At 67.5% G+C, this 14883-nt stretch carries 11 protein-coding genes; 6 read left to right on the top strand and 5 right to left on the bottom strand.

The window, feature by feature from the left end:
- Positions 1–122: 122 nt before the first annotated feature.
- The 4 genes from ACIRQP_RS21240 to ACIRQP_RS21225 all read right to left on the bottom strand — a co-directional run bounded on the left by ACIRQP_RS21240 (position 123) and on the right by ACIRQP_RS21225 (position 4046).
- Entirely contained in the window at positions 123–914 is a 792-nt protein-coding gene (locus tag ACIRQP_RS21240) for an SDR family oxidoreductase (protein WP_403892313.1), read from the bottom strand.
- A 105-nt stretch (positions 915–1019) separates the two neighbouring features.
- A complete protein-coding gene (locus tag ACIRQP_RS21235) occupies positions 1020–2240 on the bottom strand; it encodes a hypothetical protein (protein ID WP_403892310.1) in 1221 nt (406 codons plus the stop codon).
- A gap of 440 nt (positions 2241–2680) precedes the next feature.
- On the bottom strand, positions 2681–3433 hold the full coding sequence (locus tag ACIRQP_RS21230) for a methyltransferase domain-containing protein (protein WP_403892307.1): 753 nt from the start codon (positions 3431–3433) through the stop codon (positions 2681–2683).
- Between the two features lie 139 nt (positions 3434–3572).
- Positions 3573–4046 carry a group II truncated hemoglobin gene (locus ACIRQP_RS21225; RefSeq protein ID WP_403892304.1) on the bottom strand — a complete coding sequence of 158 codons (474 nt, stop codon included), beginning with the start codon at positions 4044–4046 and terminating at the stop codon, positions 3573–3575.
- 25 nt (positions 4047–4071) lie between these two features.
- Between ACIRQP_RS21225 and ACIRQP_RS21220 the strand changes: the two genes are divergently transcribed.
- Both ACIRQP_RS21220 and ACIRQP_RS21215 read left to right on the top strand, forming a co-directional pair.
- Entirely contained in the window at positions 4072–4368 is a 297-nt protein-coding gene (locus ACIRQP_RS21220; protein WP_403892301.1) for a hypothetical protein, read from the top strand.
- A 324-nt stretch (positions 4369–4692) separates the two neighbouring features.
- Positions 4693–5265 (top strand): dihydrofolate reductase family protein, encoded by a 573-nt coding sequence (locus ACIRQP_RS21215; protein WP_403892298.1) that lies wholly within the window; start codon positions 4693–4695, stop codon positions 5263–5265.
- A gap of 520 nt (positions 5266–5785) precedes the next feature.
- On the opposite strand, the gene ACIRQP_RS21210 is transcribed toward ACIRQP_RS21215, so the two are convergent.
- Complete coding sequence (locus tag ACIRQP_RS21210) at positions 5786–9631, bottom strand: GH92 family glycosyl hydrolase (RefSeq protein WP_403892295.1); 3846 nt, start codon at positions 9629–9631, stop codon at positions 5786–5788.
- A gap of 426 nt (positions 9632–10057) precedes the next feature.
- On the opposite strand from ACIRQP_RS21210, the gene ngcE reads away from it, so the two are divergent.
- From ngcE to ACIRQP_RS21190, 4 genes are all read left to right on the top strand, one after another.
- Positions 10058–11503 (top strand): N-acetylglucosamine/diacetylchitobiose ABC transporter substrate-binding protein, encoded by a 1446-nt coding sequence (ngcE, locus tag ACIRQP_RS21205; protein WP_403892292.1) that lies wholly within the window; start codon positions 10058–10060, stop codon positions 11501–11503.
- A 106-nt stretch (positions 11504–11609) separates the two neighbouring features.
- Positions 11610–12533 (top strand): carbohydrate ABC transporter permease, encoded by a 924-nt coding sequence (locus ACIRQP_RS21200; protein WP_403892289.1) that lies wholly within the window; start codon positions 11610–11612, stop codon positions 12531–12533.
- On the top strand, positions 12533–13468 hold the full coding sequence (locus ACIRQP_RS21195) for a carbohydrate ABC transporter permease (RefSeq protein WP_403892286.1): 936 nt from the start codon (positions 12533–12535) through the stop codon (positions 13466–13468). Before ACIRQP_RS21200 ends, ACIRQP_RS21195 begins: the two co-directional genes overlap by 1 nt.
- A gap of 215 nt (positions 13469–13683) precedes the next feature.
- Complete coding sequence (locus ACIRQP_RS21190) at positions 13684–14883, top strand: ROK family protein (protein WP_403892283.1); 1200 nt, start codon at positions 13684–13686, stop codon at positions 14881–14883.

The raw sequence follows: 14883 nt of genomic DNA, 5'->3' as shown, positions 1-14883 counted from the left end.
ACCCCTACCAATCCGACCAAGCACTGCAAGGCTGGGGGACTCTGATGCCACCGAGCACAAAGGGCGAATCGCGAGAGTCGGCATTCTGTGCATGTTCGACAGGCAGGGCGTGCTCCGGTCGTCTACCAGACGGAGTCTCCGCGCAGAACCGTGTCAGCGCCGCCGTCCAGGAAGATGGTCTGCCCGGTCATGTGGCCATTGCTCTCACTCGCCAGCCAGGCCAGCAACTGGGCCGCCGCCTCCGGCTCGTACGGGCCACCGAGCGGCATGGGGCTGCCCGCCTCGATGCGGGCCCGCGTCGCGGGATCCTCGAAGAGTCGTTTGAGGAGTTCGGTGCGGACGAGCCCGGGTGCGACCGCGTTGAGGGGGATGCCGGCCCCTGCCCACTCGGGTCCCGTGGCACGCCTGCGGATCCATCGGGACAGGGCCTGCTTGGTCGTCGCGTAGACCTGTGGGGCGACCGCGGCACGGGTCAGAGCGTCCTCCTCCTTCCCGTTCAGCAGGATGTCGAGCAGTTCCTCGTCGATGGGATGGACCGAGGTGATCGAGGAGACGGCGACCACCCGGGGCGCGGGCGACCCGAGGAGCAGGGGGCGAAGGCCCTCCATGGTGGCGACCGCGCCGTAGTAGTTGATGGCTGCGGTGGCGGGCCCGGCGATGTCGACACCGGCTACGGCCAGTACCGCGTCGATCTGTCCGCCGCTGAGCCGTGTCACCCCCTGGACGAGGGCGGCGCGTCCCTGCGGGGTCGAGAGGTCGGCGATCACATCGGCGTCGCGGAGGTCCGCTCCGATGACCCGATGGCCCTGGGATTCGAGAAGCTGCTTCGTCGCCAGGCCGATGCCGGAGGCGGATCCGGTGACGACGTATGTCCTGAGGGTGCCGCGCGGGGCGGCGACTTTCTTGTTCGTCATGCAAGTAAAAATATGGACGCGAGCGTCGAAAGTCAAAAGTCGCTGGCCACGCCCTGTGCCGCACTGGCTGTGCCCGAATCGGTCCGCAGGCGCCGAGGCGGGTGGTCAGCCGCACGCCTCGATCAGCGTGGTGCGCACCGCTTCGAGCAACGCGTCCGTCGGGGCGGGACCGCAGGCGACGATCCGCAACTGCCCCTCGTACGTGACGATCCCCAGGACTTCCTCGCCCTCGAGCTGCGTCAGGATCATGGGGCCCCACACGGCACGGGGCCGGACCGGTCCGGCCGGGGCGATGTCGAGCACCCCCAGGTTGCTGATCATCACCTCGAAGCTCAGCCCGGCGATCATGAACTCGGCAGCGGTGAAGGCGTCCGCGTCCGAGGTGATGACCTGCTGGAGGATCGTGGACGCCGTGACGACACCGAGGGCCGACCTGATGGCACCGAGTTCCGTGCAGACTCGGCGTGCCTGGTCCCACAGAGCGCTTCCGTCGTGCGGGACCATCCCGGTCGGAGCGGCCAGGAAGTAGTCCACGCACTCACCGACACCGCCGATGTGGCTCCGGATATTGAACGGGGACAGGACACGTACGTACTCCTCCTCCTCGCGCAAGGTGGCGCGCGCCCGGGAGGCGGCCACCACGACGGCCGCGTGCACGGTGGCCTTCTCCGCACGGCAACGTTCGAGCAGGGTGGTGGTGAACGCCGCGTCGAGGGTCAGCGTGCCCACCTGCGGAGGGATCCGGGTGAACGGTCGATTCGTGGCGGGCACGCGCATACGGGGATCCGGAGCGGGGGGTTCCGGCAGGTCGAGCTCCGCCATCGCGGGCAGGGCGCGTGCGATCAGTTCCTCCTGGGAGAGGGGAACGGGCAGCGGCGAGAGTGGCACGCCGTTCAGCGACGCCACCAGATCCTTGAGGACGTACGTGGCCGACATGCCGTCGGCGATGGTGTGGTCGAAGGTCAGCAGAACGGTCGAGGCGCCTTCGTCGCGCAGCAGGACGGCGCGCATCAGCGGGGCGACCGCGCGGTCGAAGGGCCGGGCCAGTTCCTCGGCGCCGGCCGATTGCCAGGCGCGAGGATCCCCATCGGCGACCCTCACGTCGACGGCGGGTACCGAGGGGGCGCGATAGAAACCGAGCCCAGAGCTCGGACGGTCCTCGACATGGACGTTCAGCAGGGGGTGTCGTGCCTGCACGGCGGCGAGCGCGGTGCGCAGATCGGCGGCGGCGAGGGCGGCATCGAACTCCACCGCCACCACGAAGTGGAGGGGAGAGCGCTCCGTGAATCGGTAGTACAGCCGCTCGAAGGCGCCGACCGGTCTCACGGGAGCCGCATCCGCGTACGGCGCAGCGGTGACAGCGGGGCTTACGGCGGGCCGGTTCATGGAGCGGCTCTCTCTTTCGGGAATGCGCCCGCCTGACAGGCAGGCGTGCCGGAGTCGTACGCACGGGATGGCGTGGCACGCATTTGTACGACGGCCATAAGCCTGTCGTCCTGCCCGGGGCCGCGGTATGCCGCTTGGCGCCACTTCGGCGCGGAAACATGTTCACCGGAGACACAGTTGGACAGACGGCGTCTGCGATGCGCGGGACTGGCGGGCGTGTGGGAAGAGCAGGCCGTGGAGAGCATGGGCGGTGATGACCGCCCCGGCGAGGTCGGCATCGTCGACCTGGTCGAGCAAGGGCTGGAAGCCGTCTCGGCCCCGGCGCCGGCAGCGGGCGATTGCAGAGCCCGGCCCCGGTTGCTCGTTACTCGGAAGAGCCGTCAGGCCCTGTCCGGGGGCACCTCCAGAACGAAGAACAGGAAGCCTATTTTGGTCGAGAGGCTGTGGAAGTCGTCGGGGTACAACTCGTGGGCGGCCGGGTCGGGCTGTGGCTCGCTGATGACGGCCAGGCGGAAGCCGGCCGCGGTGAAGGCGTCGGTCATCGCGTGCAGCGGCCTGCGCCAGAAGATCATCGGGGCGGTCTGTCCCACCAGGTCGGTCCATTCGCCGGTGTAGCTGGTGGTCGCGGAATAGTCGGGCCGCGGATCCTGGATCGCGTAGTCCACGAAAGGGTGCTGCACCGACGTGATCAGCCGGCCGCCGGGCCTGAGCACGCGCCGCATCTCGGTCAGCGTCGGCCCCCAGTCCTCCAGGTAGTGCAGCACCAGCGACGCGAGGACATCGTCGAACGCACCGTCGGCGAACGGTAGGGGGTTGCTCAGGTCGGCCACGTGCAGGGCCGCTTCAGCACCCAGCCGCCGCCGCGCCAGCTCCAGCATCCCGGCACTGGAGTCGATGCCGGTGACGAGGGCACCCCGATCGCGTAGCGCGGCGAACAGCGGGCCAGAGCCGCAGCCGGCGTCCAGGAGCCGGCGGCCGGCCACGTCCCCGGCGAGGGACAGCATCGCGGGCCGCTCGTAATAGGCGTTCAGAAGACTGGTCTCGCCGAGGGCCGAGTACGCCTCGGCGAAACTGTCATAGTCGTTCACCCGGGCCGGAGGCGCGGGCTGGGCATGGTTCTCGGGGGTAGGCACGCTGCGGTCTCCGTCTTGTCATCTCGGCACATCGCACGGGCATCGTCGATTCGGTACGCCCCGGTTCCGGCGTCGTCGTCAGCGCTCACCGTTCGTACGGAGGCGGTGTGACCCGCCGCGTCATCCCTGAAGCGGCGGGTCACACCCCCTCCACCGGCACGCCGATTCCAGCCGCGAGCCGGAGCGGACCGTCGGCGGTCTTCGCTCTGCGGTCCGGTCTGGACAGCCCTTCCCAGCCCCAGCGGGGAGTGGGACCGGGGTCGCCCAGGTCGGTGTCCTCGGGGTCGGCGGAGACGTCCCGGGCGATCTTCGTGCCCCAGTCGAAGTACGCCATCACCTGCTGTCGCAGCAGGTCGTCGTCGGGGAGTTCCTTGTCGACGGCCTCCGCCATCAACTCCATCCACCGCAGACGCTGTTCCTCGGTGATGGCCAGCCCGAGGTGGGAGCGGAGCAGGGCCTGATGGCCGCCCAGTTCTTCGGTGAACGCCTCCGGGCCGCCGAAGACCTCGTTCAGCCAGATGGCCACGTGCTCGATATGAGTGCGGGTGAAGTCGGCGAACACCGGTGCCAGCAGCGGGTCGGCCAGGACCCGGTCGTAGAAGGTGTTGCTCACCCGGCGAAGGACCTCAATCCCACCGATGGCCTGGCTCAAAGATCTACTGCGCTCGTTCATGCGGCCCGTCCCCGTCGACAACGTCACGTCGGCCAACCCGACGCGCTCCATGGTCCCACCCCGCCCGGCCGTGCACCCGAACCTCGACTTCGAGCTGATGCCCCGGCTGAAGAACATCGGTTCGGCGGCGAAGCTGTACCGGCCGGCGGCCGGGGAGGACGACAACTGGCCGAGAGGGGTTGCGGGTGGTGGAGAACCGACGCTTCTGACAAATTTTCCTGTCTTGACAAATTTATTTGTCGGTCGGATTCTGGAGTGGTGATGGACGTCGCTGTGATCGCGGAACCCGCCGCGGCCGAGGCATCCCTGGACCCGATCCGGTCCAAGATCCTTGCCGCCCTGGCCGAGCCCGGCTCCCACCCCGGTCGCTGTCGGCGCGCGGGCGCATGCGGAGGCGGCGGGCCTGCCGTCGCCGGACGGCGAGGTGGTCCGGGCCGACGACGAACGGTTCGAGGTCCTCACAGGCGCGCAGCCAGAAATGACACTGTTCGCGTCGATCTGCCACGGAATCCTTACTGAAACGCCCTCCGCCCGACGGCGGAAGGGCCGCCACCAACAACTGGCACGAGACCTCAAGGAACTCTCCATGCGCACTCTGATCAGCACCGCCTTCATCTCCCTCGACGGCGTCGTGGAGGGGCCGGGCGGCGAACCCGGCTACCGCAACTCCGGCTGGACCTTCAAGGACGTCGAGTTCGTCCCCGAGGCGTACGCGCTCAAGGGAAGCGAGCAGGAGGAGTCCACCGCCATCCTCATGGGCCGCACCAGTTACGAGGCCTTCAGCCCGGTCTGGCCCGACATGGCGGAGTTCGCCCACTACAAGACGATGCCCAAGTACGTCGTGTCCACCACCCTGACCGACGACAAGCTCGTCTCCAACTGGGGCGAGACCACGATCCTGCGCTCGCTGGACGAGGTCGCCGCGCTGAAGGAGACCGAGGGGGGCCCGATCATCGTCCACGGCAGCGTCGAGCTGAACCACGCTCTCTCGGACGCCGGCCTGATCGACCGCTACAACCTCCTCGTCTTCCCGCTGCTGCTGGGCGCCGGCAAGCGGCTGTTCAGCACCACGGACAAGGACACCCAGAAGCTGAAGCTCGTCGACCACGAGGTCTACTCCAACGGTATCCAGAAGCAGATCCTCGACGTCGTCCGCTGACCCGTCCCCGGCATCCCGCGCTCCTCCCCTCAGCGCTCGGCCACGCTTCACCGCCGGCTTGGAAACCGGAATCGGGAGGCCATGGCGCGGGACGGCGGAGGATGGCGCGGGACGGCGTGGCACGGCGCGGGAGAGACATATCGCCAACTTGACCGGTCGGCAGAGGCAGTTCACTTCCACCGCCAAGCCACCGCCACCTTTCACCGTCGCGGTGCTGCCCGGAACGAAGCCCTGGCCCTGGACGGCCCGGCCGCCGCGCTGTTCGCCGATGACCCCGAAGCGGCCTTCCGGCAGAGGACGGACGCCCTGGAGCTCCTCTCCGCCTACGACGACCCCGGGGCCGTGGCGACACGTGATCGCATCGAACGTCGGCCGGCGGAAGCCGGATAAGCGTGCCGTTGGGCCCTGCCCGGCCAGAGGGCCTCTGTCCTGATCGCGGCGGCGACGGCGGTCGCGTACGTGCGAACGCGTGGAAGGGGTCACCGGCACGCGTCGGTGACCCCTCCCACGGCTCAGTCCGTCATCGCAGCAGTTCGACCTCCGCCAGGGTCGACGGAGCGTCGCTCACCAGGCGGTACTTCGCGTACGTACCCGGCTCGGCGACCGTGAAGACCCGGGTCTGCCGGTCCCAGTCGAAGGACTGCGCCGCCCTCGTGTCCAGCGTCCGCCAGCTCGTGCCGTCCGCCGAGCCCTGGAGTGTCCAGCCGGTCGGCGCATTCGCCGCCGTGGACGAGGTCAGCGTGTACTGGACCGCCTTCGTCGCGGACGCCACCGGCAGCTCCACGGACTCCACCGGCGCCGAGGTGCCCGAGGAGTTGTCGGAGAGCGGGCCCGACGCGGTCAGGACATCCGTGCGCGGTGACGGGGCCTTGTCGTCCTGCTGGATCGAGACCGGCGCCGCGTTCTTGCCCGTGCCCCAGGACGACGGCTTCGGGCCCATCGCGAACTCCAACTGGCCGCCGCGCGCCAGCACATCGTGCGGGAGCGCCGTCGAGTTCCAGGACGTGCCGTTGACCTTCAGACCCTGGACGTAGATGTTCCTGTCGCTGTTCTTCGGCGCCTTGACGACGAGCGTGCGGCCGTTGTCCAGATGGACGGTCGCCTTGGTGAAGAGCGGCGAGCCGATCGCGTACTCCCCGCTGCCCATCACCAGCGGATAGAAGCCGAGCGCGGAGAAGAGATACCACCCCGACTGCTCGCCGTTGTCCTCGTCACCGTGGTAGCCCTGGCCGATCTCGCTGCCGACGTACAGCCGCCCCAGGACCTCGCGCACCTTCTCCTGGGTCTTCCAGGGCTGCGAGGCCGCGTTGTACATGTACGCGGCGTGGTGGGCGACCTGGTTGGAGTGGCCGTACATACCCATCCGTACGTCACGCGCCTCCGTCATCTCGTGGATGACGCCGCCGTACGAGCCGACGAACTCGGGCCCCGCCGTTTCGGGGGTCGAGAAGTAGGTGTCCAGCTTGTCCCCGAGACCGGAGCGCCCGCCGTAGAGGTTGGCGAGTCCGCGGCTGTCCTGGACCGCCGTGAAGGCGTAGCCCCACGCGTTCGTCTCGGTGTAGTCGTAACCCCACACCCTCGGATCGAACGAGTCGGAGGGGACCCGCCAGTCGCCCTTGAGGTTACGGCCCTGGAAGAAGCCGGCCTTCGAGTCGAAGACCGAGACATAGCTCTGCGCGCGGTTGCGGAAGTAGTCCGACTCCTCCTTGTACCGCTCCTTCTTCGTCTTCTTGTAGAGCGCCTCGCCCATCTTCGACAGGCCGTAGTCGTTGAGGTAGCCCTCCAGCGACCAGGACAGGCCCTCATGGGTCTCCGTGGAGGCATAGCCGAGGAAGGGCGATGTCTCCATGCCCTTGCGGCCCACACCCGAACTGGGCGGCACCACCGTCGCGTTCTTCAGCGCCGCCTCGTACGCCGCCTCCGCGTCGAAGTCGACACCCTTGACGTAGGCGTCGGCGAAGGCCACGTCCGAGCTGGTGCCGGTCATCAGATCCGCGTAGCCGGGGGAGGACCAGCGGGAGATCCAGCCGCCGTCCTTGTACTGCTGGACGAAGCCGTCCACCAGCTCACCCGCTTTATTCGGGGTGAGGAGGGAATACGCGGGCCAGGTCGTGCGGTACGTGTCCCAGAAGCCGTTGTTGACGTACACCTCGCCGTCGACGATCTTCGCGCCGGTGTGCGTCGGGGTGTCGGGCCCGGTCTGCGGTGAGAACGGGCTGGCGTACTGCTGCTTCGGGCGGGACTTCGTACCGGTGTTCTCGAAGCCGGAGTTGGGATACAGATACAGCCGGTAGAGGCTGGAGTAGAGCGTCGTCAGCTGGTCGTGGTCCGCGCCCTCCACCTCCACCCGTCCCAGGATGTCGTCCCAGGCGCTCTGCGCCCGGTCCTCGACCCGCTCGAAGCGGGTGGTGGCGGGGATCTCGTCGGAGAGGTTCTTCTTCGCCTGGTCGAGGCTGATCAGCGAGGTCGCCAGCCGCAGTGTGACGGTACGGTCCTTGCCGGCGTCGAAGCGCAGATAGCCGGTGACGTCCGCGCCCCCGCCGCCGGAGAGCTTGCCGCTCGCGGTGACGGGCGCGTCGAAGACGCCGTGGACGAACAGCCGCGTCGCGCCGGTCGACAGTCCGCTCTTGACATCGGAGAAGCCGGAGAAGGAACGGGTCGCCGGATCGAGGGTGAGGCCACCCGCGTTGGAGATGTTGTCGAACACCATGCTGGCGTTATCACCGGGATAGGTGAACCGCATCATCGCCGCGTGATCGGTCGGGGTCATCTCGGTCTTGAGACCGTTCTCGAATGTCACGCCGTAGTAGTGCGGCTTCGCGATCTCGTTCTCGTGCCGGAAGGGCAGCGCCCGCGCCGTACGGGACGCCTCGGGCGTCTCGGCGGCCACCGACGGCATCAGCTGGAAGGTCTGCCGGTCACCCATCCAGGGGCTCGGCTCATGGCTGGCGCTGAACGCCTGCACGGTCGGCAGATTGTCGGCGTTGTTGGCGCGGCTGTACTCGTAGAGCCAGCTGCTGGAACCGGCGTTGGTCACCGGCGTCCAGAAGTTGAAGCCGTTCGGCACGGCGGTCGCGGGGAAGGTGTTGCCGCGCGAGAAGGAGCCGCTGGAGTTGGTGCCCCGGGTGGTGGAGGCGTAGTCCGACAGATGCGGGAGCCGCTTCTCCGGGGCCTTGGGCGCCAGGCTGATGTCGTCGATCCAGCCCTGGAACTTCGCGGGGCCCGTGCGGGAGTCGTACGCCACCAGGATCCGGTCGACGGTCCTGCCGGCCGCCACGGAGCCGATCCGGGCGTCGACCTGGTTCCACTGGTTGACGTAGAGCCGCTTGGCGTCGCCCTGGCCCTGCGGGGTCAGCAGCCCGCCGCTCGCGTCGGTCGCCTTCAGATCACTCAGATAGGTGCCGTCGGTGAAGGCGAGATCGACCGAGACATTCGTGGCCGGATAGTTCAGATCCGTCTCGGGAAGGGAGGGATAGATCCGGTACGAGAGCGCGGTGTCGCGCCCCACGGCCGTGTCGACGTCGAAGATCTTGTTGTACGAGTACGCGCGCCCCTCCGGCTGGTGCGTACCGGCGTACTTCAGCGCCTTCGTGCCGGTGAATCCGGCGCCGGACTTGGCGGTGGGGGAGCCGGAGGGCCCGCGGTCCACCTGGGTACGCATGTCCTGCGGCGCGGGCGTGCTCGTGTCCCCGTCGGAGAACTGCACGTCGGCCAGCTGGGTCGCGTCCGAGGCGCCGTTGTTGGCCGTGATGTCCAGCCGGAAGTGCTGGTAGGCGGCGGGGGCCTCGACGGCGGCGTCGTAGGACTTGGTCTGGAACCGCTCCGTGAAGGTCTCTCCCTTCCGGGAGTCCAGCTCCTTCCATTCCTTGCCGTCGGTGGAGCCCTGGAGCGTCCAGTCCTTGGGGTCGCGCTCGGCATGGTCGTTCGCCGAGGTCAGCGCGTAGGTGACGACCTTGACCGGCTCGTCGAGATCGAACTCGATCCAGCCGGTGGGCTCGAACGCCAGCCACTTCGTGGCCGACTGGACGTCGATGAGGTTCTCCTTGGTCTCACCGCCGCCGGTGTTCTCGCCGCTCGCGCGCAGCTCCACGACCCGGTCGGTGACATTGCCCGGAATACCGTTGGTGAAGCCTCCATCGACACCGGATGCCCGTTTCTCGCCACCGGGTCCCACTTCTACGGTGTTGCGCCACTGCGGCTGGGGTTCGTCCGCCTCGAAGGAGGAGGCGAATTCTCTTTCCGCCGACTTCGGTTGAGCGGGTTGTGCTATAGCTGCGGACTGCGCTGTTACGACGAGCAGTGAGGCGGCCGCCACCAGGGCGGCCGTATGCCATTGTCTGTGCCGGGGTCCGGTTCTCTGCCGCATACCGAGCCTTTCGTCCTGCTTACCAAGTCGGACAACGTTGTCAAACGAGAAGCGCAGGGTCCAGTAGGGGCCAAGTGTCGTGTGGTGTCAAGGGTGTTGCAGGGATGACATGTTCGAAATGGCTCATTCCGGAGAGACCGAGGTGGTCGAATGAGTACACACCCGGCTCAGATATCCACGAGGTCTCAACTCGGGAAAGACTGCCGTCCAAACCTGCTTTCGATCTTGCCCCGTCGGCGGGAAGTGGACTATACCTGTCGGCGTCCGGCCAAGCGATGCGATCGAGCGTGATCGAGCACGATCAAGCACAGCAATTCCGCACGACCCAGCTACATTTGACCTGCGGTGGCGGGGCCCTTCGCCTCAGAAGAGAAGGACGGGCGACCGGTACACCGCCTGAGTCCTGGAGAAGGCGAGGACTTGAGCATGGGATCCACCTCCGCTCAGAACGGCGAGGGCCTTGGCCGTCGTGATGTGATCAAGCGGTCCGCCGCGATCGGTCTGATCACCGTCCCGACGATGAGCTTCCTGGCCTCGTGCGCCAGCAGCGACAGCGGGAGCGACAATAAGGTCGAGAAGGGCGAGTCGACCGAGAAGAACCCGCTCGGGGTGAACACGAGCGCACCTTTCGACTTCGTCTTGTTCGACGGCGGATTCGGTACGGAGTACGCGACGGACGCCGTCAAGGAGTACGAGAAGGCGTTCCCCGACGCGAAGGTGAAGTTCACCCCGACCCAGAAGATCCAGTCCGAGCTTCAGCCGCGATTCAACGGCGGCACCCCGCCCGACCTGATCGACAACTCGGGTGCCGAGCAGATGGACATGGGTGTTCTCGTCGGCAAGAAGCAGCTCGCCGACCTCACCCCGCTGCTGGACGCCCCCTCCATCGACGACCCGGGCAAGAAGGTCCGCGAGACGCTGCGCCCCGGTGTCGTGGAGATGGGCCAGTTCGACGGCGACCCGGTGTGGATCCTCTACTACGCCTACACCGTCTACGGCGTGTGGTACTCGCAGACCGCGCTGGACAGGCTCGACGCGGAGTACCCCGAGGACTGGGACGCGATGCTGGCCCTCTGCGAGAAGGCCAAGAAGCAGGGCATCGCGGGCTGGACGTACGCCGGCAAGTACCCGTACTACATCCCCTTCTCGCTCTACCCGTTCATCGGCAAGATCGGTGGCCGCGAGGTCCTCGACGCCATTGACAACCTGGAGCCCAACGCCTGGAAGCACCCGGCCGTGAAGTCCGCCTTCGAGGCGTACTTCGAGCTGTTCAAGAAGGGCTACATCCTCCAGGGCACCCCGGGTCTCGACCACATCCAGTCGCAGACCGCCTGGACCGAGGGCAAGGCGCTGTTCCTCCCGAACGGCTCCTGGGTGGAGAACGAGGCGGCGAAGACGACGCCGAAGGACTTCCAGATGAAGGTGGCCGCGCCGTCCAGCCTGGACAGCTCGGACAAGCTCCCGTTCGGCGCGCTCTGGGCGTCCGGCGGCGAGCCCTTCGTCGTACCGGCGAACGCCAAGAACCCCGACGGTGGCATGGAGCAGCTGCGCATCATGCTGAGCGAGGCGTCGTCGAAGAACTTCACGTCCAAGGTGAAGTCGCTGAGCTCCTTCAACGGTGGCACCGACGGCCTCTCCCTCTCCACCGCGCTGCAGGCCGGGGTGGACGCGCTGGCCAAGGCCGGCGCCAATGTGCTCAACCCGCGGCTCCAGGACTGGTACGTGGCCCTCCAGAAGGAGAAGATCGGCGTGGGCGCGCTCGGCGAGATGATGGCCGGACGCCTCACCCCCGCCGAGGCCATCAAGAAGTGCCAGGAGTACGCCGACGCGGCCGCCAAGGACACCTCCATCAAGCACTACAAGCACCAGTAGGAGCGGAAGCGACCGGAGGCCCCGCCGGGGCTTCCGGTTCCGGCCCGGCGTACCGGGCCCCCAAGGCAGCACGGCGATACCCGCCGGAGATTCGGGGTCGGGAGACATGCAGCACGGCAAATACCGGTTCATTGCGGGGTTTCTGGTATTCCCCCTGGCGATATACGCGCTCTTTGTCGTATGGCCATTCATCCAGTCCATCTATTACTCGTTCACGGACTGGACCGGTCTCAGCCCCGACTTCGCGATGGTGGGCTTCGACAACTACACCCGGATGCTCGATGACGACACCTTCTGGAGTTCCCTCCAGCACAGTCTGACCTTCGCGCTTCTGCTGCCCGTGGTGGTCCTCGGCCTCGCGCTGTTCTTCGCCTTCATGCTGAATGTCGGCGGGCGCGGCCGGAAGGGGGCGGCCATCTCGGGGGTCCGCGGATCCTCGTTCTACAAGATCGTCTACTTCTTCCCGCAAGTGCTCTCGATCGCGATCGTCGCCCTGCTCTTCCAGTTCGCGTACAACCCCAACAGCGGCGCGATCAACTCCGCGCTCAGCGCGGTCGGTCTGGACAGTGTGAAGCCGGAGTGGCTGGGCGATCCGAAGCTCGCGCTGTGGTGTGTGATGGCCGTCCTGGTGTGGAGTACGACCGGTTTCTTCGTGGTCCTCTTCTCCGCGGGTATGGCCTCCATCCCGAAGGACTTCTACGAGGCGGCGCTGCTGGACGGCGCGAGCCGCTTCACCACCTTCTTCCGGATCACGCTGCCGCTGCTGTGGGACACCGTGCAGTCCGGCTGGGTCTATATGGGCATCCTCGCCCTGGGCGCGGAGTCCTTCGCGGTGGTCCAGATCATGACGGTGGGACCGGGCGGTCCCGCCGATTCGACCAATGTGCTGACGTTGCTCGTCTACCAGAAGGCGTTCCGTGACGGTCAGGCGGCGTATGCGACCACGATCGGTGTCGCCCTCCTCATCGTCACGCTGGCCTTCGCCGCCATCGTGATGCGGCTGGGTCGACGTGAGCGGCTGGAGTTCTGATGAAGACCACTGAGACCCCTCCCCCCGCCGACACGCCTCCGCCGGCCGACACCGTACGGACCCGGCCCGCCGTGACCAAGACGGCGGCCCCGCCCGACAAGGAGTCGAAGACCGGCGGCGTCCTCAACGTCTTCTCCCACGGCGTGCTCGTCGTCTGGGCCTTCCTGGTCGCGATGCCGCTGCTGTGGGCGGTCATGACGTCCTTCAAGGACGACAAGTCGATCTTCACCTCGCCGTGGTCGCTGCCGGACTCGCTGCGCTTCGAGAACTGGTCGCGCGCCTGGACCCAGGCGCATATGAGCGACTACTTCCTCAACACCGTGCTGGTGGTGGCGGGTTCGCTGCTCGGTACGCTGCTGCTCGGCTCGATGGCCGCGTACGTACTGGCCCGCTTCGAGTTCCCCGGGAACCGGTTCATCTATTACTTGTTCATCGGCGGGATGAGCTTCCCGATCATCCTCGCGCTGGTCCCGTTGTTCTATGTCATGAACAACATGGGCCTGCTGAACACGATCCACGGTCTGATCCTGGTCTACATCGCGTACTCGCTGCCGTTCACGGTCTTCTTCCTGACCTCGTTCTTCAGAACGCTGCCGACCTCGGTGGCGGAAGCGGCGATCATCGACGGGGCCTCGCACACCCGGACCTTCTTCCAGGTGATGCTGCCGATGGCCAAGCCGGGTCTGATCAGCGTCGGCATCTTCAACTTCCTCGGCCAGTGGAACCAGTACCTGCTGCCCACGGTGCTCAACACCGACCCGGACAACAAGGTCCTCTCCCAGGGGCTGGTGCAGCTCGCCGTCAGCCAGGGGTACAAGGGGGACTGGTCCGGTCTCTTCGCCGGCCTGGTGATGGCGATGCTGCCCGTGCTCGCCGCGTACATCATCTTCCAGCGTCAGGTGGTGGCCGGACTGACGGCCGGAGCGCTGAAGTAGTCCGTTCCATCCGGGACAGAGATCCGGACAAACCGCCCGTCGACCCCGGTCGGCGGGCGGTTCGGCGTGTTCCCATCGCTCAAGGTCTTGACGGGGAGGTGCCCCGAGGGCTGAGCTTAGGGTTCACAAGTTGGAGATACGTCGGGGTCTCATAGGCGCGGCCCCGGCCGGCGGCGGCGGTCGTGCCGCCTGCCAAGGGCAGGAGTGGATGAGTCGTGGAGACTCCGGGGTCGCAGTCGTCTCTGCACCGGGCCAACCTCGAACGGGTCGTGCGCGCGGTGCGTATGGCCGGTTCGCTCACCCAGGCGGAGATCGCCAGAAGCACGGGACTGTCGGCGGCCACGGTCTCCAATATCGTCCGTGAGCTGAAGGACGGCGGGACGGTCCAGGTCACGCCCACCTCGGCGGGGGGCCGCCGGGCCCGCAGCGTCTCGCTCAGCGGGGACGCGGGCATTGTCATCGGGGTGGATTTCGGCCATACGCATCTGCGGGTGGCGATCGGCAACCTCGCCCACCAGGTGCTCGCGGAGGAGTCGGAGCCCCTCGACGTGGACGCCTCGTCCGCCCAGGGCTTCGGCCGGGCCGAGGAACTCGTCGAGCGGCTGATCGTCACCACCGGCGTCAGCCGTCAGAAGGTGATCGGAGTCGGCCTCGGCGTCCCCGGGCCGATAGACGTCGAGTCGGGCACGCTCGGCTCCACCTCGATTCTCCCGGGCTGGACCGGCATCAACCCCAGTGACGAACTCGCCGGGCGGCTCGGCGTACCGGTGTACGTCGACAACGACGCCAACCTCGGCGCCCTCGGCGAGCTGGTCTGGGGGAGCGGTCGCGGGGTGCAGGACCTCGCGTACATCAAGGTCGCCAGCGGGGTCGGCGCCGGGCTGGTGATAGCCGGCCAGATCTACCGCGGTCCCGGCGGTACGGCCGGTGAGATCGGGCACATCACGCTCGACGAGTCGGGCCCTGTCTGCCGCTGCGGCAACCGCGGCTGCCTGGAGACCTTCACGGCGGCCCGCTACGTACTGCCGCTGCTCCACTCCAGCCACGGCGCGGACCTCACCCTGGAGCGCGTCGTCCAGCTCGCCAGGGAGGGCGATCCGGGCTGCCGCCGGGTGGTCGCCGACGTCGGCCGGCACATCGGCAGCGGCGTGGCGAATCTGTGCAATCTCCTGAACCCCAGCCGGGTGGTGCTCGGCGGGGATCTGGCGGAGGCTGGAGAACTGGTGCTCGGGCCCATCCGCGAGTCCGTCTCCCGGTACGCGATTCCCAGTGCGGCGCGGCAGTTGTCGGTGCTCCCCGGAGCGCTCGGCGCCCGTGCCGAGGTACTTGGCGCACTCGCCCTCGTCCTGAGCGAGATGGGTGATTCGTCCCTTCTGGAGAACGCCGTCCCGGCAGGGACTCCTGCCTTCACTTAG

Origin of the sequence: Streptomyces sp. NPDC102274 (assembly GCF_044766385.1) — a bacterium.
GTDB lineage: Bacteria > Actinomycetota > Actinomycetes > Streptomycetales > Streptomycetaceae > Streptomyces.
Note: the sequence above shows the minus strand (reverse complement) of the source record. Positions and strands in the feature narration are given on the sequence as shown.

What these genes read in the sequence shown, in the direction of transcription:
- ACIRQP_RS21215 (WP_403892298.1), top strand. Translation starts at nt 4,693, where the DNA reads ATGCGCACTCTGATCAGCACCGCCTTCATCTCCCTCGACGGCGTCGTG.
- ACIRQP_RS21240 (WP_403892313.1), bottom strand. Translation starts at nt 914, where the DNA reads ATGACGAACAAGAAAGTCGCCGCCCCGCGCGGCACCCTCAGGACATAC.
- ACIRQP_RS21200 (WP_403892289.1), top strand. Translation starts at nt 11,610, where the DNA reads ATGCAGCACGGCAAATACCGGTTCATTGCGGGGTTTCTGGTATTCCCC.
- ACIRQP_RS21195 (WP_403892286.1), top strand. Translation starts at nt 12,533, where the DNA reads ATGAAGACCACTGAGACCCCTCCCCCCGCCGACACGCCTCCGCCGGCC.
- ACIRQP_RS21220 (WP_403892301.1), top strand. Translation starts at nt 4,072, where the DNA reads ATGGCCTGGCTCAAAGATCTACTGCGCTCGTTCATGCGGCCCGTCCCC.
- ngcE (WP_403892292.1), top strand. Translation starts at nt 10,058, where the DNA reads ATGGGATCCACCTCCGCTCAGAACGGCGAGGGCCTTGGCCGTCGTGAT.
- ACIRQP_RS21210 (WP_403892295.1), bottom strand. Translation starts at nt 9,631, where the DNA reads ATGCGGCAGAGAACCGGACCCCGGCACAGACAATGGCATACGGCCGCC.